The organism is Sorangium sp. So ce1335 (assembly GCF_051521615.1).
Lineage (GTDB): Bacteria > Myxococcota_A > Polyangia > Polyangiales > Polyangiaceae > Sorangium.
This window is the reverse complement of the sequence record NZ_CP150363.1, coordinates 8,284,314-8,306,994: the sequence shown is the minus strand read 5'-3', so window position 1 is coordinate 8,306,994 and position 22,681 is coordinate 8,284,314. Positions and strand designations below refer to the sequence as shown.

Below are 22,681 nucleotides of genomic sequence, written 5' to 3'. Positions count from 1 at the left end.
GCGCGTGCGCCTCGGCGCAAGCTGCCGCGCGTGCGCCGAGGCGCAAGCTGCCGCGCGTGCGCCGAGGCGCAAGCTGCCGCGCGTGCGCCCCCGCGCGCAAACCTGCCAAGGGAACGCTGCCGCCTTGCGGCGACCGCAACGAGCGCGACGGCCGCCCGCGGCGACCGCGACGCGAACGCGGAAGATCACCTCCCTCCGGACGGCGCCTCGCGATAGCGTGCTTGAGTCGCGTACCCGAGGTACCCAGGGTACGATGGCAACGTCGGCGCGCCTGGCCCCGGCCGAGCGCAGCGCCGTCCGTGCCACGTGCGCCATCCCCGTGCCCCTCACCTCGTCAGAGCGCCGAAACCAGCATGCAAGTCTGCGACATCTTGACCGCGCACCAGGTATCCGTCGCCAGCGAGCAGGAGGGGGTCGTCCGCTCGAAGGCGGACGCGCTCCGCAGGCTCGCCGCCCTGCTCGCGACAGGGCAGCAGGGGATCAAGAGCGAGGACATCGAGCGGGTGCTCGCCGAGCGCGAGCGGCTCCAGTCCACCGGCGTCGGCAGCGGCGTCGCCATCCCCCACGGCGCCATGGAGGGGGTCGAGCGGCTGATCGGCGCGGTCCTGCTCTGCCCGAAGCCGATCGACTTCGACGCGATCGACGGGGCGCCGGTGTCGATCCTCGTCGCCGTGATCGGGCCGAAGCGGGCCACCGGCGAGCACCTCAAGACCCTGGCGCGCATCTCCCGTCTCCTGCGGGACGAGGCGTTCAGGAAGCGGTTGCTCGGCGCCTCGACCGGGCGGGCGGCGTACGAGCTCATCGCCGCTGAGGAAGGGAGGTCGGTGTCGTGAGCGGCGCGCACGGCAGCAGACAGGAAGGCGGCGGGGGCGCCTCCCCGGCCGGCGGCGGGCGGATGGACCGCCCGGCCCTCACCGTGCGGAGCCTGATGGCCGACGAGGGGCTCGGCATCGAGCTCTCGCTCATCGCGGGCGCCGCGGGCCTCGACCGGCCCATCATGAACACCCGCATCCAGAAATCGGGGCTCGCGCTCGTCGGCCACTTCCACGGCATCGTCCCGACGCGGGTGCAGATCCTCGGCCAGACCGAGCTCTCGTTCCTCCACAAGCTCTCGCGCGAGGACCGGCTCCTCTCGCTGCGCGGCTTCTTCGAGCTCGGGCTGTGCTGCGTCATCCTCACGCAGGGCGATCAGCCGTTCGACACGAACAGCTCCGGGATCGGCTTCTTCCCCGTGCCGGAGCTCGCGCAGTGCGCCGAGGAGTCCGGGACGCCGCTCCTGATGTCGGCCGTGCGGTCGAGCGTCACGATCACCGCGCTGCACGCGCTGCTCGACGATCGCCTGGCGCCGCGCATCCGCCTGCACGGCGTGCTCGTCGACGTCTTCGGCGTGGGCCTCTTGCTCATGGGGTCGAGCGCGATCGGCAAGAGCGAGTGCGCGCTCGACCTCGTGATGCGCGGCCACCGGCTCGTGGCCGACGACGCCGTGGAGTGCGACTACCGCCCGCCCGGCATGGTCTTCGGCGCGCCGGCGGAGCTGCTCCGCTACCACCTCGAGGTGCGCGGCCTCGGCATCCTCAACGTGAAGGACCTCTTCGGCGTCACCTCGATCCGCGAGCGCAAGCGCATCGACGTCGTGGTGAAGCTCGTCGAGTGGTCGAAGGACACCGAGTACGACCGGCTCGGGCTCGACGAGCGGTACCACACGATCCTCGGCGTGAAGATCCGGGAGCTCGTCATCCCGGTGCGGCCCGGCCGCGACATGGCGTCGATCCTCGAGGTCGCCGCCCGCAACGAGCTCCTGAAGAACGCCGGGTTCCACGCGGCGCGCGAGTTCTTCGGCAACGTCGAGGGCGAGCTGCTCGGCGAGCGCTCGCCGGAGGAATCGTCGGTGCCGCCGCCGGCGCGGCTCGCGGAGGAGTGGACCCAGCGGAGCGCGGCGCCGCCCGGCGCGCCCCGGCCGCCGCGGCCCGGCCAGGGCGCGGACGCGCCGGTCCCGCCGAGCAGCGCCTTCCGGCAGCCTCCGGATCGCGGGAGGCCGCCCTCCGACCGCTCCGGCACCGGGTTCGTCGCCACGGAGTCGTCCGTGAGCCTGCCGCGGCCGAGGAGGCGAGGATGAGCGGCGCGAGCGGCCCCCCCCAGGCGCCGTCCGACGCCCCGCCGCGGCGGGTCGTCGTCGTGACGGGGCTGTCCGGCGCGGGAAAATCCACGGCGCTCCACGCCCTGGAGGACCTCGGCTTCTTCTGCGTGGACAACCTCCCCACGTCGCTCGTCCGCGCGGCGGTCGAGGCGTGCGAGGCGGGCGGGATCACCCGCATCGGGCTCGGCATCGACGTCCGGGTCGGCTCGTTCCTCGCGGGCGCGACGGCGGCGCTCGACCAGATCCAGGTCGGCCGCGACGTCGTGATCCTCTTCCTCGACGCCTCGGACGAGACGCTGCTCCGGCGCTTCAGCGAGACGCGGCGCCCCCACCCGCTGACCACCGGCGGCAGCGGCGCCATCGCGATGCTCGACGGCGTCCTTCTCGAGCGCGAGCGGCTCGCGTCGCTGCGCGCCAGGGCGACCATCGAGCTCGACACGACGCGGCTGTCGACGCACGACCTGCGCCGCGTCGTCCTCGAGCGGCTGCGCCCGGCGAAGGTGGATCTGCCCCTGATGTCCACCCGCTTCGTCTCGTTCGGCTACAAGTACGGCATCCCGCTCGACGCCGATCTGCTCCTCGACGTCCGCTTCCTCGACAACCCCTATTTCGTCCACGGCCTGCGCGAGCTGACGGGCAACGACGAGCCGGTGCGGGAGTACATCCTCAAGAACCCGGATGCCCTCGAGTTCATCAGCAAGACGGAGCAGCTCCTTTCGTTCTGCATGCCGCGCTACGCGAGCGAGGGAAAGAGCTACCTCACCGTCGGCATCGGCTGCACCGGCGGTCGGCACCGGTCCGTGGTGCTCACCAACGTCCTCAGCGACAGCCTGCGGCGGAAGACCGGGCTCCCGATCACGGTCGTGCACCGGGACGTCGCCCGGGCGGGCGGGAGTATAGTACCCTCGGTGGGCGAGGGGTTGGCCGGGACCCCGAGCGTGGACCTCCGGCTCACGCCGTCGGGGGTGTCCGCGCCGGAGTCCCGCCCGGCATCGGACAAGAGCGCGACGGGGGGCGAGCGGTGACGACCGAGGCGGTGACGAGGCGTTTCACCATCATCAATGTGCGAGGGCTGCACGCGCGCGCCGCGACGAAGCTCGTGCAGCTCGCCGGGCGGTACGACTGCGAGATCTCCCTCACCGGGCCCGACGGGCAGTCGGCCAACGCGAAGAGCGTGATGGGCGTGCTCCTGCTCTGCGGCTCGATGGGCACGCAGATCGAGGTCAACGCGACAGGCGATCAGGCCGCCGACGCCGTCGACGCCATCGGCCAGCTCATCGCCTCGCGCTTCGGAGAGCCCGAGTGAGGCGCGGCCCGAGCGCGCTCTCCGCGGGGGGCGACCCTCCCGCCCCGGCGGACGCCGCCTGCGGCGAGCTCGTCGAGTCCGGCGTCCGGAGCGACTCGAGGCCACCCGCGGCCCGGAGCGACTCGGTGCCACCCACGGCCCGGAGCGACTCGGTGCCACCCACGGCCCGGAGCGACCCGGCGCCGCCCGGGACCCGGAGCGACTCGATGCCGCCCGGCGCCCGGACCGAGACGCTGCGGGGCATCTCGGGGTCGCCGGGCGTCGCCATCGGCTCGGCCGTCGTGATCGGCGGCCACAGGACGGATCACCCCCGCCGCCGCGTCAGCTCCAGCGAGATCGCGGCGGAGCTCGCGCGCTTCGAGGCCGCCGTCGAGCGCGCGCAGGACGAGCTCCGCGACATGGCGAAGCGCCTCAGCAACCACCGCGCCGAGGCGTCGATCCTCGAGGCGTACCTCCTGATGCTCGGCGACGAGACGCTCGCCGACGCCGTGAAGCGCCAGGTCATCGAGGAGCGGCGCTGCGCCGAGTGGGCCGTGGCGACCGCGTGCGAGGCGATCGCGGGCCGCTTCGCCGCGCTCGACGACCCGTACCTGCGCGAGCGCAGCCACGACGTCATGTTCGTCGGCGAGCGCCTGCTGCGCGCCTTCACCCTCCCGCCGCAGGAGCCGCCGTCGTCGCGGGACACGTCGCCGCTCTCCACCCGCAGCCTGATCGAGCTGCAGAACTCGATCGCCATGCCGGTCACGTTCGGCGCGGCGATCCCGCGCTTCTCGGGGCCGACCATCGTCATCGCGCACGACCTGTCGCCGGCGGACACCGCGGCGATGGTCGACGAGCCGGTCGTCGGCTTCGTCACCGAGGTCGGCACCCGCACGAGCCACACCTCGATCATGGCGCGCGCGCTGGAGATCCCGGCCGTCGTCGGCGTGAACGACGTGCTCCAGCGCGTGATCACGGGGGACGTCGTCGTGATCGACGGCCTGCGCGGCACGGTCATCGTGCGCCCCGGGCCCGCCGAGCTCGCCGAGGCGCGCGCCCGGGCCGAGCGCCACGTCGCGCTCGCCAAGGAGCTCTCCGAGTCGCGGCACCGCGCGGCCGAGTCGAAGGACGGCGTCAAGGTGTCGCTCCGCGCCAACGTCGAGCTCCCGGCCGAGGCGATCCTCGCGCGCGACCAGGGCGCCGACGGCATCGGCCTCTACCGGACGGAGTTCCTCTACATCGATCGCACGTCCCCGCCCAGCGAGGACCAGCAGTTCGAGATCTTCCGCGCCGTCGTCGAGGCGCTCCGCCCGAAGCCGGTCACGCTGCGCACGTTCGACATCGGCGGCGACAAGTTCGTCTCCACCTTCCAGGTGCCGCCGGAGATGAACCCGATGCTCGGCCTCCGCGCCGTCCGGCTCGCGCTCTCGCGCCCCGACGTCTTCCTCGAGCACCTGCGCGCCATGGTGCGCGCCTCGGCCTACGGCGACGTGCGGATCATGATCCCCATGGTCGCGGGCCTCGGCGAGCTCCGGCAGGTGCGCGCGATGCTCCGCCGCGCGCAGGAGCAGGTGCGCGCCCGCGGCCTGCCGTGCGCCGACGACATCCCGCTCGGCGTGATGATCGAGGTGCCCGCGGCGGCGATCATGGTCGACCACTTCGCGCGCGAGGCCGCGTTCCTGAGCCTCGGGACGAACGACCTCATCCAGTACGCGCTCGCCGTCGACAGGACCAGCCGGTCGCTCGCCTACCTCGCCTCGCCGTTCGATCCGTCGATCCTCCGGCTGATCACGAAGGTGATCCAGGCGGGCCAGGAGTTCGGCCGCCCTGTCTCGCTCTGCGGCGCCATGGCGAGCGACCCGCTCGCCGCCGTGCTCCTCCTCGGCCTCGGCCTCCGCGACTTCTCGATGGAGGCGGCGGCGATCCCGGAGATCAAGGAGACGCTCCGGCGCGTGTCGGTCGCCGAGGCCGAGGCGGTCGCGGCGGAGGCGCTCGCGTACGCCACGGCCGAGGAGGTCGAGTGCTGCGTCGCCGCGGCGTTCGCCCCGGATCTCTACGACCTGCTCACGGGAGAGCGCGACACGAAGTGACCTGCACCGCAGGCCGGCCGCCTCGCCGCGTTCACCTCGTTTTCGCTTGAGCTCGCGTGGTGGGCTTCCTAGCGTGGCCCTCGCTTCATGAAGCCCCGTAAAGCCATGGGCGCGGCGCCGTCCGCGTCCCGCGTGACGCGCGCGCTGGCCAGCGGCGCGCTGGCGCTCGGCCTGTGCGCGGCGGGCTGCGAAGAGGAGAAGCCGCCGACGCGGCTCGTGGGGCAGGCGCACCTGACGCTGCTCCACACGTCGGACATCCACTCGCGGCTCTTCCCGTACAACCTGCAGCTCGGCCAGGTCGACGCGGGGCTCGGCCTCGGCGAGGCGACCTCGATCGCGAACGTCGGCGGCGCCGCGCGGATGAGCCACATCATCGGCCGCGAGCGCGCGCGGTCGTCGCGCGTGCTGCACCTCGACGGCGGCGACTGCTTCCAGGGCGCGCCGATCTTCAACTTCTACGCGGGCGAGGCCGAGATCCGCACCCTCGGCGCGATGGGCGTCGACGCGATGATCGTCGCCAACCACGAGTTCGACCGCGGCGCGCTGAACCTCGGCATCCAGCTCCAGCAGAACGCGAGCTTCCCCATCCTGGCGGCGAACTACCAGCTAGAGGACCCGGCGCAGCCCGGCGCCTCCCCGCTCGGCGCGATCCTCCAGCCGTTCACCGTCTTCGACCTGGAGGGCCTCCGCGTCGGCGTCATCGGGATGGGCAACCTCTCCAGCCTGACGTCGATCTTCGAGGCGCCGAACCGGCTCGGTGTCACCCCGCTGAACACCACCGAGGTCGCCCAGTTCTACGTCGACCTGCTCCGCCCCACGGTGGACGTCATCGTCTTCGTCACCCACCTCGGGCTCGACGTCGACGAGCGGATGATCGAGACGACGACGGGCATCGACGTCGTGCTCGGCGGGCACAACCACATCGTGCTCCAGCCGCCGAAGCGCGTGCGCGACTGCTCGCGGTACTACGACGAGGAGAAGCAGAGCCACTACATCCTGCTGAACGACGAGCGCTCGCCCGAGGCGGGCGAGAAGCTCCGCCGTTACTGCAAGCCGCGCGACGTCGTGCTCGCGCACTCCGGCGCCTTCGCCAAGTTCGTCGGCCGCCTCGACCTCGTGCTGTCCAAGGACCCGTCCGAGCTCGGCCCCGACCACGACCCGCTGAACGGCTACGAGGTGGTCTCGAACCGGTACGAGCTCTTCCCGGTCACCGAGGACGTGCCCGCCGATCCGATCGTCGCCTCGGTTCTCGAGCCGTACGGGCAGGGGCTCGACGCGCTCGCGAACCTCGATCTGCTCGTCGGCTACGCGCTCGACGGCTCGAGGCGCGTCTCGACGAGCGGCGGCGACTCGCCGCTCGGCAACCTGATCGCCACCGCGATGTGGCTGCGGCTCGGCATCCAGACCGACTTCGCGCTCACGAACACGACGGGCATCCGCGCCGACCTCGTGCCGGGCCCCGTCACGGTCGAGCAGATGTTCAACATCTTCCCCTTCGACAACTCGATCTCGAAGATGCAGCTCTCCGGCCTGGAGGTGCAGGACCTCTTCGACTTCGTCGCGCGCCGCTCGGCCGGCCGCGGGTGCGTGTCGCAGGCGCAGATCGCGGGCGCGCGGGTCGTCATCGACTGCGCGGCGCGCGCCTCCGCTGGCGCGGCCCCGGGCGTCGCGACCCGCGTCTACATCGGCGCCCACGAGCCGCCGATCGCGTGCCCGAACGGCGACGCCGACTGCCCGGGCGGCCTGGTCGGGAGCTGCGACGTCGAGGCCAACCGGTGCTGGCAGCCGATCGATCCGATCGGGACGTACGAGCTCGCCACGTCGAACTACCTCGCGCAGGGCGGCAGCGGTTTCCGGGTGCTCCAGCGCAACACGACGCAGTTCGACACACAGGTGCAGCAGCGCGACGCGCTCATCGACTACATCCGCGCCGGCAGCCCGTGCGGCGCGGGCGACGACGGCAGGCTGCCGACGTGCAGCGTGGACGGCGACTGCGAGGCGGCGCTCGGCGAGGGCTATGTCTGCGCGTGCCCCGAGTCGGTCGTCGAGGGGCCCGTGTGCCGGACGGGCGACGCCCCGTGCTCCGCGGGGGCGTGCGTGCTCGCGCGCTGCCGCGACGACGTGGCCGCCTACCAGCGCGACGTCTGCGCGGCGGCGCCCACGGCCTGGCTCAGGCAGCAGTGCGAGGGCGCGCTCGCCCCGTGCAGCGCCGCGGGCGAGCAGTGCAAGTACCTCGCGTGCGTCGACCGGCGGCTCGGCAACTTCTCCGACGGCCGCCTGCGGATGGTGGGCCAGTGACGGCGCGGGCGCGGCGCCGGGCGGCGCTCACGGCGGTCGCGGCGATCTCCGGGATGGTGGCCGCGTCCCTCGCCGGCTGCGGCGGCGATGGCGGGCCCCCCCGCGGCGTCTCGAGCTTCTGGGTCAAGGTCGAGAGGGTGAACGGCGAGGCCCCGCCGCCCGCCGACGAGCCCCTGCCCGCGAACCGCGGCGACACGGTGGACACCTGGCGCTTCCGGGTCGAGGCGCGCGACCCCGCCGGCCGCCGGGCGGACTTCGACGGCATGGTCCGGCTCAGCGTCGAGCCCGGGGCCGTGATCGACGTCGAGGCCGACGGGGAGGGCGTCGCGGTCGGGCGCAACGTCCGCCTGCGCGACGGCGTCGCCGTGGGCGCGGTCCACGTGACGGCCGTCTACGGCCCCGCGCGGCTGTGGGCCGAGGACATCGGCTACCTGCCCGCGCGCGACCGCCCCGCGTGCTCGAACGGCGTCAACGACGACGGGCCGGGCGACGTGCTCATCGATTTCCCCGCCGACCCCGGGTGCGCCTTCGCCGACGACGACACCGAGGAGGGAGGCACCTTCAGCGCCGGCGCCTCGGAGCCCGTCGCCTACGCGCTGCCGCGCATCGCCGATGTCCAGGGCGGCGGCTCGACGACGCCGTACCCGTTCGAGGGGATCCAGATCAACACCGCGGCCCCCCAGCGCGTCGTCGTCACGCGCGTCGCGAGCGACGGCTTCTACGTCACCGATCTGGCCGGCCAGGACGGCGGCTATAACCACCTGTTCGCGTTCAACTTCAACACCCCCGCCAACATGCGTGTCTGCGACAGGCTCGAGTACCTCGCGGGCACCGTGAACGAGTTCTTCGGCTTCACCGAGCTCTCGTTCCCCTCCTACGAGATCGCGCGCGCCGAGGAAGGGGAGGCGTGCGAGGTCCCGGAGCCGGCCCTGCTCGACGCGCAGACGATCGCCGACGCCGGGGCCATGGAGCGCCTCGAGAGCGGGCTCGTGCGCGTCGAGGGGGTGCACATCAGCAAGAACTTCGGCCCGCGGCCCGCGCGCGACAACGTCTTCGGCCCGGATCAGTCGAGCTGCGACCTGAACGGCGACGGCCAGGTCGACTTCGAGAGCCCGGCCGAGGGGCGCTGCGCGAACGCGTGCTCGCGCGACCCCGAGTGCAGCGAGTGGACGAGCTACTCCGCGCGCGGCAACTACAAGGTCACGGACGGATCGACCATGATCCAGATCCAGACGGGCACGGTGAGCGACTTCGATCCGACGTCGCACCGGGGCCGGGAGCTCGGCTCGGTGACGGGCACGCTCCGGAACTTCTCGGGCGGCTCGCTGAACTGGACGGTCGAGGCCCGCTGTCCGGACGACCTCGTCTGCGACGCGCCCGGCTGCGCGCCCGTCGCGAAGACCTCGAAGGAGGCCTGCGTGAGGCCGCGCAGCCTCAACGACAACGACGCGGAGACCAACTAGCCCCCTCTCGTTCGCCGCGGCCGCGCTGCCCTGCCGCAATACCCAGGCCCCAAGGAAGCCCACCGCCCGCCATGCACCGAAGCGCGCTCCTCGCCCCCGCCGTTTCCGCGGCCTTGCTGCTCACGCTCGCGCCGGCGGCGCAGGCCCAACCCCAGCCCGCCCCCGACCCGGTCGCGCCTGCGCCCCCGCGGGAGCCCGCCGCGCCTGCGCAGGCGCCCGTCCCGCCGGTCCAGGAGCCCGCCGCGCCCGCGCAGCCGCCCGCCGCGCCCGCGCAGCCGCCCGCTGCGCCCGCCGCGCCCGCCGTGGCCCCGGCGCTCGCCCCGCCTGCGCCGGCCGCGGCCCCGGCGCTCGCCCCGCCGCCTCCTCCTCCGGGGCTGCCCCCGGCCCCCGCCGTGGCCCAGCCGCCGCAGCTGCTGCCGGAGCCGCCGCTCGAGCCGGAGGAGCCGCACGTCCGCGTCGGCGACGCCATGGACACGCGGCTCACCTGGACGCTCGGCGACGACGACCTGCTCCACGAGACGGGCCAGGCGCAGCCGATCTCGCCGGACCTGAGCGTCGGCGATCGAAAGCAGTACCGGCTGTTCTTCGACAACCTCAACTCCCGCTTCAGCGGGCGCGAAAACCTGACGCACCTCGCGCTCTACAAGCGGATGCCGGGGTTCATCCCGCGGCTTACCACCGAGGCTTCGCTCGTCCTGCGCGTCGACCTCGCCGCGCTGTCCAGGAACAACAACAACGTCAACCAGGCGTTCTACGACGCCGGCTCGTTCATCCGCGCCTTCTACCACACGGACGGCAGGGCCAACGGCAAGACCGGCGTGGGCGTCACGCTCTGGCCGCTCGACACCGACCGCTTCCGGCTCGGCTACCTCTACGACATCTCGTGGGGCGGCACGAACGCCTCGATCAATCAGTCGATCTTCCCGCGCATCATCGGCACCGCGCCCGGCGCGAAGATCCAGGTCGACGCCGAGCGGTTCAGCGCGTTCGCCGGGTTCAAGGTCGCCAGCATCACCCAGCTCCAGCGCGTGCTCACCCCCGGCACGAGCGAGGTCGAGGAGATCCGCATCGCGCAGACGAACTACGGTTTCCTCGCCGGCGGCGGCGTCGATCTCCACCCGTACGTGCACGCCGACCTCGGGGTCGGCTACTTCCAGCAGGGCCGGTTCGACTGGCCCGACGTCGCCGGAGAGCCTGTCTACACGTACGGCGCCTCGGCCCGGGTCGTCGCGCACACGAAGAACGAGCCGATCCCGCAGTCGGTGGACTTCGTGCTCTACCGCAACGACCCGGAGCGGCCGCAGATCCTCTTCAAGCCCGAGACGTACACGCCGGGCAAGACGACGTGGGCGGTGAGCCTCGAGGCGTCGAACCTCTACCAGAACCTCAAGGACTTCGAGTCCGCGGGCGTGACCACCCTCCAGCCGGCCCGCGCCGCGGCGCTCCAGGGCGTCATCAAGTCGGGGTACGCGCGCGCGAGCGTCACCGGCATCTACCGGGATCTGCCGTTCGTGCTGCGCAACCAGCCGAGCTTCATCCCGTTCCAGACCATCCCCGACACGCGCGGCGCCTCGACGTCCGATGAGCTGTTCTTCGCCCTGGCGGCCGACTACTACATCGCGTCCGCGCGGCTCACCCCGGGCCTCGGCGCGGGGCTCCAGCTCCCCGCCACCTTCCGGACGACCTCGTTCGACGTGATGAGCGCGCCGATCGCGCGCACGGTGGTCGTGCGCGAGCAGGGCAACCTGTCGATCCTGCCTTACAACACGTCCGCCGTGCCCATCTTCCAGGCCCGGGCGAGCCTCAAGTGGGACATCAGCCGCATCCTCTCCGCTGTCGCGTGGGTCCAGTACGTGCGCGACAACAACGGCACCTTCATGGAGCGCGACCCCTCCGAGGGCACCCTGGCGCTGCGCACCTTCGTGAGCCCCGACTTCCTCGGCGCCGGCGCGAGCGCCCAGGCCCGCTTCTGACGCGGCGGCCGCGCGCGGCCTCCCCTCGGCACCTCATCGCGGCTGGAACGCCTTGAACGCCGCGACGGCGCGCGGCGTCGTGCTCACGGTCTCGACGATGCGGAAGCCGCCGCGCAGGTAGAACCCCTCGAAGTGCAGCACGCTCTCCCCCTCGGCGGGCTCGATCTCCCAGTAGCGCGCGAGGTCCTTCGACGTGCCGAGCACGGCGATCCGCCGCCACCCCGACGGGATCATGCCGGTCCACTCCGCCCCGCGCTTCTCCGTCAGCTCGAAGTCGTCGCGGCTGTGCTTCACCCGGAAGCTCGCGTCCGGCCCCGAGCCGATGCGCGCGTCGAGCGGGCCGCCGGGCGGCCCCTTGGCCTCCTGGTCCTGCCGCCGCGGCCCGCGCTTGCTCACCCGGTAGCCCGCGACCGACTGCGGATCGAGGTAGTAGGTGCCCCCCTCCTTGCTCGCGCGCAGCCGCCCCGCGTAGATCGCCTGGCGCACCGCGCTCTCCGAGATGCCGAGCTGCTGCGCGGCCTCCGGCACCGTCACCGTGTAGCGCGTCCGCGGCGTGGACACCGCCGCGTCCCCCGGCAGCCGCTTGCGCGCCACGCAGTCGAGCATCACGTGGAACGTCGGATCGCGGTACACGTCCGCCGTCGCGACGCTCCGGCCCGCGACCGCCGTCCTGTCGAGCAGCGGGTTCTCCGGGCCGAAGACGAGATCGTTCAGCTCGGCCTCGGACACCGCCGGGTCCTTGGCCGCCGCCAGCACCCGGCACAGGAACGTCCCGAGCTCGCCGGTCGGCGTCGCGAACTCGACCGTCTCGCCGGACAGCAGCGTGTATTGCGTCTTCATCTCGCCCCTTCGCAGCTCGTCGTGTGCGCTCTCACCGCCGCGCGCCGCACGCGTGCCCGGGGCCACGCGAGCCCGATCCGTCCGCAAGGCGGACGAAGTCCCTTGATGGCGCCGCACCGGCGCCCACAGGCGGATCTCACCCGTCCAGGGAGGCCAGGCCGGCGGCGCCCGGCCTCCATCGACGCGAAGCTCGACTCGAGGCACGGGGCCGCCCGCACGCCACCCCGGCGGGCACGCGTTCAGCACCGCAGCTACGTATTACTGTATGCGTGTTCAGATAGTTCCGTCTAGTGCCTTCGCGCACCGGTAGGACAAAACCCGTCCGGTGTCGGAGCGGCAGCCCCGTCCGCAACTATCTGAAAACAATCATTTATTCTGCGTGCTCAGAACGCTGGAAGTCCGCGGGAAAATCGTCGACCCCCTTCGAGACGGGGGGCGGGCGAGGCGGCGCGGTGGTCCTCATGACGCCGTCTGCGGCACGTTGTTCAGTGGTTGGAGCGCGTCGTTTGTTCAGGTGGCGGGCCTCTGCCGGGTCTCGGCGAGGGCCTCGATCGTGTCGGGGTCGTGGTCGCGGATGAGGTCCACGCCGTTGCGCGCGAACTGGACCGCGGCGGCGAGCGCGGTCCGGCTGCGCTCGCGGTCCATGGCCCACGCCGCGTGCCGCACGAGCAGCGCGAGCTCCAGCGCGCGGCCCAGGGTGATGGCGACGCGGCGGGCGCCCGCCTCCAGGCCGGCGCGGTCGGTGGCGGCCATCTCCTTGAGCCAGGCGCGGGCGTGCGACACGGCCCGCGACGCCGCCGTCTCGGCCTCCGCGAGCTTCGGCTCGACCACGCCGGTGAGCAGCCGCGCCACCTCGGCCGCGAGCACGTCGAGCGAGCTGTCCTTCTGGATCACCCGCAGCGCGTCCAGCGAGAGCACGTTCGTCGTTCCCTCCCAGATCGTGAGCACCTGCGCGTCCCGGAGCAGGCGCGGCAGCCCCGTGTCCTCCACGTAGCCCGCCCCGCCGAACGCCTCGAGCACCTCGCTCAGCACCCCCACGGCCTGCTTGGCCGTCGTCAGCTTCGCGATCGGGATGATGAGCCGCAGCAGCTTGGCCTCCGACTCGGTGAGCGAGCCCGTCTCCTCGCGCCCGAGCAGCTCGATCGCGCGGAAGGTCAGGTGGAAGGCGCCCTCGAACTCGGCCTGCAGCTCGGCGAGCGTGTCCATGTGCAGCGGCTTGTCGGCGAGCGGCGAGCCGAACTGGACGCGGCGCTGCGCGTACGAGCGCGCCAGCGCGAGCCCCCGCCGCATCGCCGCGACGGCGCTGACGGCGTTCCAGGTGCGCGTCACGTTGAGCATCGGCGCGATCGCCCGGACGCCGTTCCCGAGCCCCGCCACCGGGATCGCCAGGGCGCCGTCGAGCGCGATCTCGGCGGTCGGCACCTTCCGGGTGCCGAGCTTGTCCTTCAGCCGGTTGATCGCGATGCCCTCGCGGCGCCCGTCCTCGCCCGCGAGCTCCAGGTAGAACAGCGCGAGCCCGCGGCTGCCCTCCGGGTTGCCCTCGGGCCGCGCGAGCGCGAGCGCCATCTCGGACGTCGCCGACGACGCGAACCACTTCGTCCCGTAGAGCCGGTACGCCCCGTCCGGCCCGGGCCGCGCCACGGTCTCGCTCCGCCCGACGTCCGAGCCGCCGGTCCGCTCCGTCATCCACTGCCCCGACGTCCAGGCCTTCGCGGGGTCGCGGCTCGTCAGCCGGGGGACGGCCCGGTCGATGAGCGCGCGGTTGCCGCTCGCGAGCAGCGTGCGCGCGGCGCCGTCGGTCATCGCGAGCGGGCACGTGTACACGTCGCTGGACGGATCGAACAGGTACGCCAGGGCGAACTGGTGGACCCGGGAGAAGGCGCCGTGCGCCCGCTCGTACGCCGCCGCGACGACCCCGCGCTCGCAGGCGATCCGCGCCGCCTCCTTCCAGAGCTGTGTCACCTCGATCCTGTCGACGCGCTGGCCCCAGGCGTCCCACGACGTGAGCTTCGGCTCGTTGGCGCGGTCGGCGAGCTGCAGGCGGTAGAGGGGGCCTCCGGCGAGCTCGCCCATCTCTTGCAGCGAGGGCGTTATCGACGCGGCTACCTCGCGCGGCAGCACGCGCGCGAGGTAGGACCGCAGCACGCGGTCGTCGTCGTACTGGTTCCCTAGCGTGGGGGGGTCTTGATAGAAAGCCACCGGCCGACTCCTGGGTTGTTGCGCCGCAGCCCGAGCGACGCGGGGTGATCGCGTCGCCCGGGTTCCGCGCGCCCATGGGGGGCACGCGCGGCGACTCGCAGCCTCGATACAATCGAAGCTACTGAACCCGTCCCGTCCGGTTCAACAGGAAGCCGAAGCCCTGTCGCGATGACAGAGCGATCGGTGAACCTCTGCTGTCAATTTCGCTGCGATCGCTGCCCGCTGTGCGTCAGCTGTGCGGTATCCGGGGGCCTTGTCGCATGGAACGAAGCGCAAGTGGCTGCCTGTGCGGTTCTTGACTTCCCCGATGTACCAATGCATAGGACTGCCGGTGAAGCTCTCGAACAAGGGTCGCTACGGTGTGCGCGCATTGTTCGATATCGCGTTCCACAACGACGGGCGGCCGACGCAGATCCGCGAGATCTCGGAGCGGGAGCTCATCCCGGCGCGCTTCCTCGAGCAGATATTCCAGGACCTGAAGCGGGCCGGGCTGATAAGCTCGAAGCGGGGGCCGCGCGGCGGCTACCACCTCGCGCGGCCCGCGAGCGAGATCAGCCTTGGCGACGTTGTCCGCGCGCTGGAGGGGCCGGTCGCGGTGCTCGCGCCGGACGACGACGGCGGCCCGGAGGGCTCGCCGCTCGACCCGCCCACGGCGGTGTTCCAGGACCTTGCGCTCGCGATCGAGCGCTGCTTCGACTCGGTGTCCATCGCCGACGTCTGCGAGCGCGGCGTCGAGCTCGGCGTGCGCCGCAAGGGGCGGCCCGAGCGGTCGACCTATGTGATCTGAGCCGACGACCATGACAAGCCCCGACCGAGCCGACCCATCCCCCGGCGTCCCCCGCGTCCCCGGCGCTCCCAGCGCACCTGCGGAGGGCGCGGCTGAGCTCCCGCCGCTGCCGTCGCACCCCCGCGTCGTCGACAGCCTGCTCGATCTCGTGGGCGACACGCCGCTCTTCGAGATCCGCCGCGTCGACGCGGCGACGCCCCGCGGGCGCGTCTTCGGTAAGGCCGAGCAGCAGAACCCGGGCGGCTCGCTGAAGGACCGCATCTGCCTCGCGATGATCGAGGGCGCCGAGGCGCGCGGGCTGCTCGGCGCCGGGCGGGGCGGCGTGGTCATCGAGCCGACGTCGGGCAACACCGGCATCGGGCTCGCCATCGTGTGCGCGGCGAAGGGCTACCGGTGCATCCTGACGATGCCGGCGAGCATGAGCCTCGAGCGGCGGCAGCTCCTCGAGGCCTACGGGGCGGAGGTCGTGCTGACGGAGCCGGAGCAGCAGATGGAGGGCGCCATCGCGAAGGCGCGCGAGCTCGCGGCCGAGATCCCGGGCGCGGTCATCCTCGGCCAGTTCGACAACCCGGACAACCCGCGCGTCCACGCGGAGACGACGGCGCGGGAGATCCTGCACGCGATGGCCGCCCTCGACGACGCGCCCCTGCGGCCCGGCCCCCGGCAGTCGCTCACGATCGACGCGTTCGTCGCGGGCGTGGGGACGGGCGGGTCGGTGAGCGGGGTCGGGCGCGTGCTCAAGCGGGTGCGCCCCGCGACGCGGATCATCGCCGTCGAGCCCGAGTCGTGCGCGACGATCTCGCGCGGCGAGCGCGGGCCCACGAAGATCCAGGGGCTCGCGGCCGGGTTCATCCCCGACAACTACGATCGGAGCGTCGTCGACGAGGTGCGGACGGTGAGCGATCGCGCCGCGTACGAGACGAAGACGGCGCTCGCCCGGCAGGAGGGGCTGCTCGTCGGCATCAGCGCCGGCGCCGCGGTGCGCGTCGCGCTCGACGTCGCGCGCGAGCTCGGCCCGGACGCGAACGTCGTGACCGTCCTCTGCGACACGGGCGAGCGCTACTTCAGCCTCGACGAGTATTTCCGATGAGCGGCGGCGACGGCGAGACGGTCCGCGGGGGCGTGCTCCTCGTCGGCGCGGGGGGCATCGGCGGGCCCGCCGCGATCGCGCTCGCCGCGGCCGGCGTGCGCGATCTCCGGGTCGTCGACGACGACCAGGTCGAGATCACGAACCTGCACCGGCAGATCCTGTACGGCGACGACGACGTCGGCCGGCCGAAGCTCGAGGTGTTCGCCGAGGCGCTGCGCCGCCGCTTCCCGCGGCTCCGCGTCGACCGCCGGAGCGGCCGCTTCACGCCGAGCGCGGCGGCGGCCCTGATGCCGGGCGTCTCTGTCGTCGTCGACGCGACCGACAACTTCGCGTCGCGGTTCCTGATCGCCGACGTGTGTCGCCTCACGAGGACGCCGGTCGTGCACGCGGCGGCGGTGCGCTGGCGCGCGACGGTGATGGCGGTCTCGGCGGACGGGGGGCCTTGTTACCGCTGCCTGTTCGAGGACCTGCCGACCGGGGACGCGCCGGACTGCGCGACGGCCGGGGTGGCGGGCCCCGTGTGCGGTGTGGCCGGCGCGCTCGCGGCGGACCGGGCGCTCGCGATCCTGGCGGGACAGCGCTCGATCTTCGGCCGCATCGCGACCTACGACGGCCTGACCGACTCGCTGCGGAGCGTCCCCGTCGCCGCGCGCTCCACCTGCGCCCTCTGCGGCGAGCGCGCCGCGATCTCGACGATCGACGCCTCGCGTTACGTGCTCGCGTGCGCGAGTGAAAGCGAAGGGGACCGCGACAGCGGATCCCCGACCGATGTTGAAGGGGACCGCGACAGCGGATCCCCGACCCACGTCGAAGGGGGCGGCCCTCCGATCCCCGTTGAAAGGAGCCGCGAAGGCGGCTCCCCGATCCACCTCAACACTGGAGACCATGACCATGGCTGACACAGCGACTGTCCGCATCCCGACCCCGCTCCGCACCCTCACCGGCGGACAGGACGAGGTAAACGCCGCCGGCGCCACCGTCGGCGAGCTCATCGAGAACCTCGAGAAGAGCTACCCGGGCATCCGCGACCGGCTCCTCGACGAGAAGGGCGTGCGGCGCTTCGTGAACATCTTCGTCGGCGACGAGGACATCCGCTTCCTCGACGGGCTCAAGACGCCGGTGAAGGGCGGCGATCAGATCGCGATCGTGCCCGCGATCGCCGGGGGCTGAGGTGGACGACCCGCGCTATCTCCGCCAGGTGCTGCTCGCGGAGATCGGTCCAGAAGGGCAGGCGAGGCTCGGGGCGGCGACGGCGCGCGTGCTCGGCGGCAGCGGCGGCGCCCCGCCGCTCGCGCACGAGGTGGCCGAGCGCTACGCGCGCGGCGCCGGCTTCGGGGCGCTCGCGGCGGGCGCGATCGACCTCGACGCGCTCGCGCCCGCCGACCTCGTGACCTCGCCCCCCGCGCGCGCGGTGCTCGCCGGGGCGCGGGCGGCGCTCGCCGAGATGCGCGCCGCGCTCGGCCTTGGCAGCGCGCGGCCGGGGAGCGTGCGGCCCGGGAGCGCGCGGCCCGGGAGCGCGCAGGAGGCCGGCAGGTGAGACGCTCGCTCGTCCGTTCTCGCCGGATGGCGTCGGTCATCGACGCCGTGGGCGACACGCCGCTCGTGCGCCTCTCGCGGATCGGCCGCGAGACGCCGTCGGTCGAGGTGTACGCCAAGCTCGAGTTCGCGAACCCCGGCGGCTCGGTGAAGGACCGCGCCGCGCTGCGGATGATGAGCCGCGCGGCCGCCGATGGCCGCCTGACGAGCCAGAAGACGCTGATCGACTCGACGAGCGGCAACACAGGCGTCGCCTACTCCCTCTTCGGGGCGGCGATGGGCTTCAAGATCGCGCTCGTCCTGCCGTCGAACGTGTCCAAGGCGCGCAAGGACATCGCGCGCGCGTTCGGCACGGAGCTCATCTTCAGCGATCCGATGGAGGGATCCGACGGCGCGATCCGCCTCGTGCGCAAGCTGGTCGAGGAGAATCCGGAGAAGTACTTCTACCCGGACCAGTACTCGAACGAGGACAACCCGCTCGCGCACTACCACGGCACGGCGCGGGAGATCCTCGACGCCGTCGGCGACCGGATCACGCACTTCGTCGCCGGCGTCGGCACGAGCGGCACCATCGTCGGGACGAGCCGCCGGCTCCGCGAGCACCACCGGCCGATCCGCTGCGTCGCGGTGGAGCCCGCGGACGCGCTGCACGGGCTGGAGGGGCTCAAGCACCTGCCGAGCTCCCTGGTCCCGGCGATCCACGACGCGGGCGCGTACCACGAGACGATGCGGATCACGACGGAGGAGGGCTGGGACATGTCCGATCGCCTCGCGCGCGAGGAGGCGCTGCACGTCGGGCACTCGGGCGGCGCGGCCGTCTTCGCGGCCTTCGAGATCGCGAAGCGCCTGCACCGCGAACAGCAGGGAGGGTGCGTGGTCGCGATTGTCCCGGACCGGGGCGACCGCTATTTTGCGCCCATGAAATGGGAGAAGCGCTACGTATGGTGATGTCTCACCCGTGGACCGCCGGTGGGGTCGTCCTCAAGGCGAGCGTGCTCAAGGCGGTGGAGGACGAGGCGCTCGCCGGCTACGCGCGCGACGAGGAGGCCTGCGGGTACCTGAAGGGGCCCGCGGGCGAGCCGCTGCTCTGCGACGAGCACGTCCGGATGGAGAACATCGCGAACAAGCTCCACGCCATCGACCCGGAGCGGTACTTCCGGACGGCGCGCACGTTCTTCGACTTCAATGGCAAGCGCTTCTCCGACGCCGTCGAGAAGGGGGCCGCCGAGGGGCGCCCGGTCAAGGTGCTCTACCACTCGCACCTCGACGCCGGCGCCTACTTCAGCCCGACCGACGCCGCCATGATGAGCGGCGGCGAGCCGCCGGCCGAGGAGGGCGGCCAGATCGTGATGGGGCCCGGGCCGGCGTTCCCGCTCGCGTTCCTCGTCACGAGCGTCCGCGGCGGCGCCGGCGAGGGGCGCCCCGACGCGGCGCCGCGCATCGCCGAGCACCGCCTCTTCGTGTGGGACGGCGCCGCGTTCGTCGCGTCGACGTTCTCCGTCGTCGACTGATCACACCGCGCCGGGGTCGCTTCCGCGCGCCCCCGCGCCGCCCGCATCCGCTCGCAGGGGCTCTCGGCACCGAGGCCCTGAGAGGCCGAGTCCGTAGTCGTCACTTGAATCGAAGGAGTTGCCTAAATGTCAGGTTTTGTTGTCTGGTTCACCGGTCTGAGCGGCGCAGGCAAGAGCACGCTCGCGGCGATGCTCTCGGCCGAGCTCCGCGCCCGCTCCGTCCACGTGGAGGTGCTCGACGGCGACGAGGTGCGCACGAACCTCTCGAAGGGCCTCGGGTTCTCCAAGGAGGATCGCGATACGAACATCCGGCGGATCGGATACGTGGCGAAGCTCATCTCCCGGTCGGGCGCGTGCGCGATGACCGCTGCCATCAGCCCGTACAAGGCGATCCGTGACGAGCAGCGGGCCCAGATCCCCCACTTCGTCGAGGTCTACTGTTCCTGCGCGATCCCGGTGCTCGCCGAGCGCGACGCGAAGGGGCTCTACAAGAAGGCGCTCGCGGGCGAGATCAAGAACTTCACGGGCATCGACGACCCGTACGAGGCGCCCGAGAACCCCGAGGTCGTCGTCTACACGGACAAGGAGACCAAGGAGGAGAGCCTCGCGAAGATCCTCGCGAAGCTCGAGGAGCTCGGGTACGTGCCGAGCCGGGGCGCGGCGGTCGCGGTGTCCGGCGCGGCGGCGGCGGGGGCGGCGGCGGGCGGGGCCCGAGGGCTCATCGCGCCGCACGGCGGCGAGCTCGTGAACCGGTGGGTCGAGGGCGCGGAGAAGGCGGCGCTCGCGGAGCGGGCGAAGGGGCTGCCGGTCATCGAGCTCGACGAGCGCACGGAGAGCGACGTCGAGATGATCGCGGTCGGCGCGTTCTCGCCGCTGCGCGGCTTCATGAACTCGAAGGACTACCTGCGCGTCGTGCGCGAGATGCGGCTCGAGAACGGCCTGCCGTGGTCGATGCCGATCACGCTCGCCGTCTCGGAGCAGGCGGCCGAGGGGCTCCGCGTGGGCGCCGAGGCGGCGCTCCGCACGCGCGACGGCCGCATCGTCGCGGTCATCGAGCTGAGCGACAAGTGGCGGCCGAACAAGGAGATCGAGGCGCAGGAGGTCTTCCGGACGACCGAGACGAAGCACCCGGGCGTCGCGTACCTGATGAGCACGGGCCCCGTGTACGTCGGCGGCGAGATCCGCGTGCTCGAGCGGCCGGTCGAGTCGCCGTTCCCGGCGTACCACCGGGACCCGGCGGTGACGCGGGCGTACTTCGCCGAGAAGGGCTGGCGCCGCATCGTCGGCTTCCAGACGCGCAACCCGATCCACCGGGCGCACGAGTACATCACGAAGACGGCGCTGGAGATCTGCGACGGCCTGATGATCCACCCGCTGGTCGGCGCGACGAAGTCGGACGACATCCCGGCGGACGTGCGGATGCGGTGCTACGAGGAGCTCATCTCGAAGTACTATGTGAAGGAGCGCGTGCTCCTCTCGATCTACCCGGCGGCGATGCGCTACGCGGGCCCGCGCGAGGCGATCTTCCACGCGCTCGCGCGCAAGAACTACGGCTGCTCGCACTTCATCGTGGGGCGCGATCACGCCGGCGTGGGAAGCTACTACGGCACCTACGACGCGCAGGAGCTCTTCAATGTCTTCAGCCCCGGCGAGCTCGGCATCACCACGCTCAACTTCGAGAACGCGTTCTACTCGACGGTGGTCGGAGCGATGGCCACGGCCAAGACGGCGCCGGGCGACGCGTCGACGCAGGTCAACCTGTCGGGCACGAAGGTGCGCGAGCTGCTCCAGCGCGGCGAGCTGCCGCCGCCTGAGTTCTCCCGCCCGGAGGTCGCGCGCATCCTCATCGAGGCGATGCGCAAGTCGTCGTAGCCCTCCCTCGCTGATGGCCGCGGCGCGGGGCCCCGTCGATCGGGCCCGCCCGGCGGTGTCGCACGCGGCGCGCTTCGGCCGCGCGGCGCGCGCCGCGGCCCTCTCGCTGTTGACCGCGCTCGCCGGGCTCTCCGTGGGGATGCCGGCGCGCGCGGATCTCAGCGACGACGCCGCGCGCGTGGCGCGGATGTGGTCGCTCTCCGGCGCGCGGGTCGCGCGCCGGCCCCCTCTCTTCGTCGAGCACGGCCGCTCCAGGCTCGTCGCGATCTCCCCGCCGTCAGCCGCCGCATCCGGCGCTGCCGGCGCGTCCCGTTCGCCGGGCGCTGCCGGCGTGTCCCGTTCGCCGGGCGCTGCCGGCGCGTCCCGTTCGCCGGGCGCTGCCGGCGCGTCCCGTTCGCCCGGCGCTGCCGGCGCGTCCCGCGCGGAGGCGAACGAGTGCCTCACCGTCGCGTTCCTCGCGCCCCGCATCGTCGAGTTCACGGTCGAGCCCGAGCCCGTCCCGGGCGACGCCTCCGCCCTCGAAGGGCTCGTTCACCGGCTGCGCGGCCGGGATCCCGACGACGACCGCCGCGTCCACAGCGCCGCCGGCGCCGCGATGATCACGCGGTGCGGGCCGGCGCGCGACGAGCTCCGGCGCGTGACGGTCGACATGCTCTCGCCGCGCGGCGCCCTCGAGGTCGTCGTCGCGGCGTCGGCCGGGGCGCCGGACCGCCTCGAGTCGATCTTGCCGGAGCGCGCGTTCGGGCCCGTCGCGCCGCGCGGCGACCCGGGGCGGCCGGCCGAGCCCGGTCCGCTCGACGCCCGCGTCGCGCGGGCGGCGCGCCGGGCGCGCGCGGAGGGGGCGCTGCGCGTGGTGCCGACCGACATGCGCGCCTCGGTGGTCGGGACGGGGCAGTTCTCGGTCAAGCTCTCCGAGGGCTGCCACCGCATCGACCTGATGGCCGAGGTGCCGAGCGCCGCGGTGCGCCGCGCGACCGACATCGACGCCGAGGCGCGGGAGGCGGGCACGGCTCGGGTGCTCGATCGCGACAGGTCCGACGCGCCCAACGCGCGGCTCGACTTCTGTCTCGGCGAGCCCGGGGTCGTGGAGGTGCCGTTCCTCGGGGCCGCGGGGCCGGTGAAGGTCGTGCTGTCCGACGCGCAGTGGCCGCTCCCTGCGTACGTGCCGGGGCACTTCGGCGCGCGCGCCCGCGGCAACCTGGCCGCCGCGCTCCACCGCCGCCACGCGCCCTCGCCCCGCGCGCAGCCGATCGCCGAGGCCGTCGGCATGCAGGGCGACACGCTCGTCCCCGTGCAGGTCGAGCCGGGCCGCTGCTACTTCGCGGCCGCTGCGCTCGTCCGGGGCGAGCTGCGCGCGCTCCGGATCTCCGCCGCGCTGGGCGATCGCGCCGCGCGCGACGACGCCGGCGAGCGCGGCGAGGGCGCCGGCGTCGCGTTCTGCTCCGAGCTCGAGGAGAGCGCCGCCGTCCGCGTGGCCGCGCGCGGCAACTCGCCCGTCTGGGTGCTCGCCGTCTGGCCGATGGACTGACGCCGGAGGAAGAAAAGAGAGATTTGAACCACAGAGGGCACAGAGGGCACAGAGGAAGAGAAGAGAGAAAGA

At 72.9% G+C, this 22,681-nt stretch carries 19 protein-coding genes; 17 read left to right on the top strand and 2 right to left on the bottom strand.

All coding sequences use genetic code 11. The features are described 5' to 3' along the window. Positions 1 to 353: 353 nt before the first annotated feature. From WMF24_RS30625 to WMF24_RS30590, 8 genes are all read left to right on the top strand, one after another. Complete coding sequence (locus WMF24_RS30625; protein WP_437730956.1) at positions 354 to 833, top strand: PTS sugar transporter subunit IIA; 480 nt, start codon at positions 354 to 356, stop codon at positions 831 to 833. After that, on the top strand, positions 830 to 2,116 hold the full coding sequence (gene hprK, locus WMF24_RS30620; RefSeq protein ID WP_437730955.1) for an HPr(Ser) kinase/phosphatase: 1,287 nt from the start codon (positions 830 to 832) through the stop codon (positions 2,114 to 2,116). The genes WMF24_RS30625 and hprK overlap by 4 nt, the downstream gene beginning before the upstream one ends. Continuing rightward, positions 2,113 to 3,162, top strand: coding sequence for an RNase adapter RapZ (gene rapZ / locus WMF24_RS30615; protein ID WP_437730954.1), 1,050 nt, complete (start codon positions 2,113 to 2,115; stop codon positions 3,160 to 3,162). The genes hprK and rapZ overlap by 4 nt, the downstream gene beginning before the upstream one ends. Positions 3,163 to 3,173: 11 nt before the next feature. Continuing rightward, positions 3,174 to 3,443, top strand: coding sequence for an HPr family phosphocarrier protein (locus WMF24_RS30610; protein WP_437730953.1), 270 nt, complete (start codon positions 3,174 to 3,176; stop codon positions 3,441 to 3,443). Then, positions 3,440 to 5,512: a phosphoenolpyruvate--protein phosphotransferase gene (ptsP, locus tag WMF24_RS30605; RefSeq protein ID WP_437730952.1), complete on the top strand. Its 2,073-nt coding sequence runs from the start codon at positions 3,440 to 3,442 to the stop codon at positions 5,510 to 5,512. The genes WMF24_RS30610 and ptsP overlap by 4 nt, the downstream gene beginning before the upstream one ends. A gap of 87 nt (positions 5,513 to 5,599) precedes the next feature. Beyond that, positions 5,600 to 7,810, top strand: a complete 2,211-nt coding sequence (locus tag WMF24_RS30600; protein ID WP_437730951.1) for a bifunctional metallophosphatase/5'-nucleotidase — start codon at positions 5,600 to 5,602, stop codon at positions 7,808 to 7,810. Continuing rightward, positions 7,807 to 9,273, top strand: a complete 1,467-nt coding sequence (locus tag WMF24_RS30595; RefSeq protein WP_437730950.1) for a hypothetical protein — start codon at positions 7,807 to 7,809, stop codon at positions 9,271 to 9,273. The genes WMF24_RS30600 and WMF24_RS30595 overlap by 4 nt, the downstream gene beginning before the upstream one ends. A gap of 71 nt (positions 9,274 to 9,344) precedes the next feature. Next, on the top strand, positions 9,345 to 11,246 hold the full coding sequence (locus tag WMF24_RS30590) for a hypothetical protein (RefSeq protein WP_437730949.1): 1,902 nt from the start codon (positions 9,345 to 9,347) through the stop codon (positions 11,244 to 11,246). Positions 11,247 to 11,279: 33 nt separating this feature from the next. Here the strand turns inward: WMF24_RS30590 and WMF24_RS30585 are convergent, their stop codons facing one another. Both WMF24_RS30585 and WMF24_RS30580 read right to left on the bottom strand, forming a co-directional pair. Continuing rightward, positions 11,280 to 12,086, bottom strand: coding sequence for a helix-turn-helix domain-containing protein (locus WMF24_RS30585; protein WP_437730948.1), 807 nt, complete (start codon positions 12,084 to 12,086; stop codon positions 11,280 to 11,282). A 510-nt stretch (positions 12,087 to 12,596) separates the two neighbouring features. Next, a complete protein-coding gene (locus tag WMF24_RS30580) occupies positions 12,597 to 14,285 on the bottom strand; it encodes an acyl-CoA dehydrogenase family protein (RefSeq protein WP_437730947.1) in 1,689 nt (562 codons plus the stop codon). A 331-nt stretch (positions 14,286 to 14,616) separates the two neighbouring features. Between WMF24_RS30580 and WMF24_RS30575 the strand changes: the two genes are divergently transcribed. The 9 genes from WMF24_RS30575 to WMF24_RS30535 all read left to right on the top strand — a co-directional run bounded on the left by WMF24_RS30575 (position 14,617) and on the right by WMF24_RS30535 (position 22,609). Next, entirely contained in the window at positions 14,617 to 15,072 is a 456-nt protein-coding gene (locus tag WMF24_RS30575; RefSeq protein WP_437730946.1) for an RrF2 family transcriptional regulator, read from the top strand. Between the two features lie 10 nt (positions 15,073 to 15,082). Next, on the top strand, positions 15,083 to 16,162 hold the full coding sequence (gene cysK / locus WMF24_RS30570; RefSeq protein WP_437730945.1) for a cysteine synthase A: 1,080 nt from the start codon (positions 15,083 to 15,085) through the stop codon (positions 16,160 to 16,162). Then, on the top strand, positions 16,159 to 17,061 hold the full coding sequence (locus WMF24_RS30565) for a HesA/MoeB/ThiF family protein (protein WP_437730944.1): 903 nt from the start codon (positions 16,159 to 16,161) through the stop codon (positions 17,059 to 17,061). Before cysK ends, WMF24_RS30565 begins: the two co-directional genes overlap by 4 nt. Further along, on the top strand, positions 17,054 to 17,332 hold the full coding sequence (locus WMF24_RS30560; protein WP_437730943.1) for a MoaD/ThiS family protein: 279 nt from the start codon (positions 17,054 to 17,056) through the stop codon (positions 17,330 to 17,332). Before WMF24_RS30565 ends, WMF24_RS30560 begins: the two co-directional genes overlap by 8 nt. Position 17,333: 1 nt before the next feature. Then, a complete protein-coding gene (locus WMF24_RS30555) occupies positions 17,334 to 17,699 on the top strand; it encodes a hypothetical protein (protein ID WP_437730942.1) in 366 nt (121 codons plus the stop codon). Continuing rightward, positions 17,696 to 18,646, top strand: a complete 951-nt coding sequence (locus WMF24_RS30550; protein ID WP_437730941.1) for a PLP-dependent cysteine synthase family protein — start codon at positions 17,696 to 17,698, stop codon at positions 18,644 to 18,646. Before WMF24_RS30555 ends, WMF24_RS30550 begins: the two co-directional genes overlap by 4 nt. Further along, positions 18,640 to 19,209, top strand: coding sequence for a Mov34/MPN/PAD-1 family protein (locus WMF24_RS30545; protein ID WP_437730940.1), 570 nt, complete (start codon positions 18,640 to 18,642; stop codon positions 19,207 to 19,209). Before WMF24_RS30550 ends, WMF24_RS30545 begins: the two co-directional genes overlap by 7 nt. 126 nt (positions 19,210 to 19,335) lie before the next feature. Further along, entirely contained in the window at positions 19,336 to 21,081 is a 1,746-nt protein-coding gene (gene sat / locus WMF24_RS30540; protein ID WP_437730939.1) for a sulfate adenylyltransferase, read from the top strand. Between the two features lie 13 nt (positions 21,082 to 21,094). After that, complete coding sequence (locus tag WMF24_RS30535) at positions 21,095 to 22,609, top strand: hypothetical protein (RefSeq protein WP_437730938.1); 1,515 nt, start codon at positions 21,095 to 21,097, stop codon at positions 22,607 to 22,609. Positions 22,610 to 22,681: the final 72 nt, after the last annotated feature.

Coding starts and splice junctions, on each gene's coding strand:
- rapZ (WP_437730954.1), top strand. CDS start 2,113: ATGAGCGGCGCGAGCGGCCCCCCCCAGGCGCCGTCCGACGCCCCGCCG.
- WMF24_RS30600 (WP_437730951.1), top strand. CDS start 5,600: ATGAAGCCCCGTAAAGCCATGGGCGCGGCGCCGTCCGCGTCCCGCGTG.
- WMF24_RS30585 (WP_437730948.1), bottom strand. CDS start 12,086: ATGAAGACGCAATACACGCTGCTGTCCGGCGAGACGGTCGAGTTCGCG.
- sat (WP_437730939.1), top strand. CDS start 19,336: ATGTCAGGTTTTGTTGTCTGGTTCACCGGTCTGAGCGGCGCAGGCAAG.
- cysK (WP_437730945.1), top strand. CDS start 15,083: ATGACAAGCCCCGACCGAGCCGACCCATCCCCCGGCGTCCCCCGCGTC.
- WMF24_RS30565 (WP_437730944.1), top strand. CDS start 16,159: ATGAGCGGCGGCGACGGCGAGACGGTCCGCGGGGGCGTGCTCCTCGTC.
- WMF24_RS30560 (WP_437730943.1), top strand. CDS start 17,054: ATGGCTGACACAGCGACTGTCCGCATCCCGACCCCGCTCCGCACCCTC.
- WMF24_RS30625 (WP_437730956.1), top strand. CDS start 354: ATGCAAGTCTGCGACATCTTGACCGCGCACCAGGTATCCGTCGCCAGC.
- WMF24_RS30545 (WP_437730940.1), top strand. CDS start 18,640: ATGGTGATGTCTCACCCGTGGACCGCCGGTGGGGTCGTCCTCAAGGCG.
- WMF24_RS30535 (WP_437730938.1), top strand. CDS start 21,095: ATGGCCGCGGCGCGGGGCCCCGTCGATCGGGCCCGCCCGGCGGTGTCG.
- WMF24_RS30590 (WP_437730949.1), top strand. CDS start 9,345: ATGCACCGAAGCGCGCTCCTCGCCCCCGCCGTTTCCGCGGCCTTGCTG.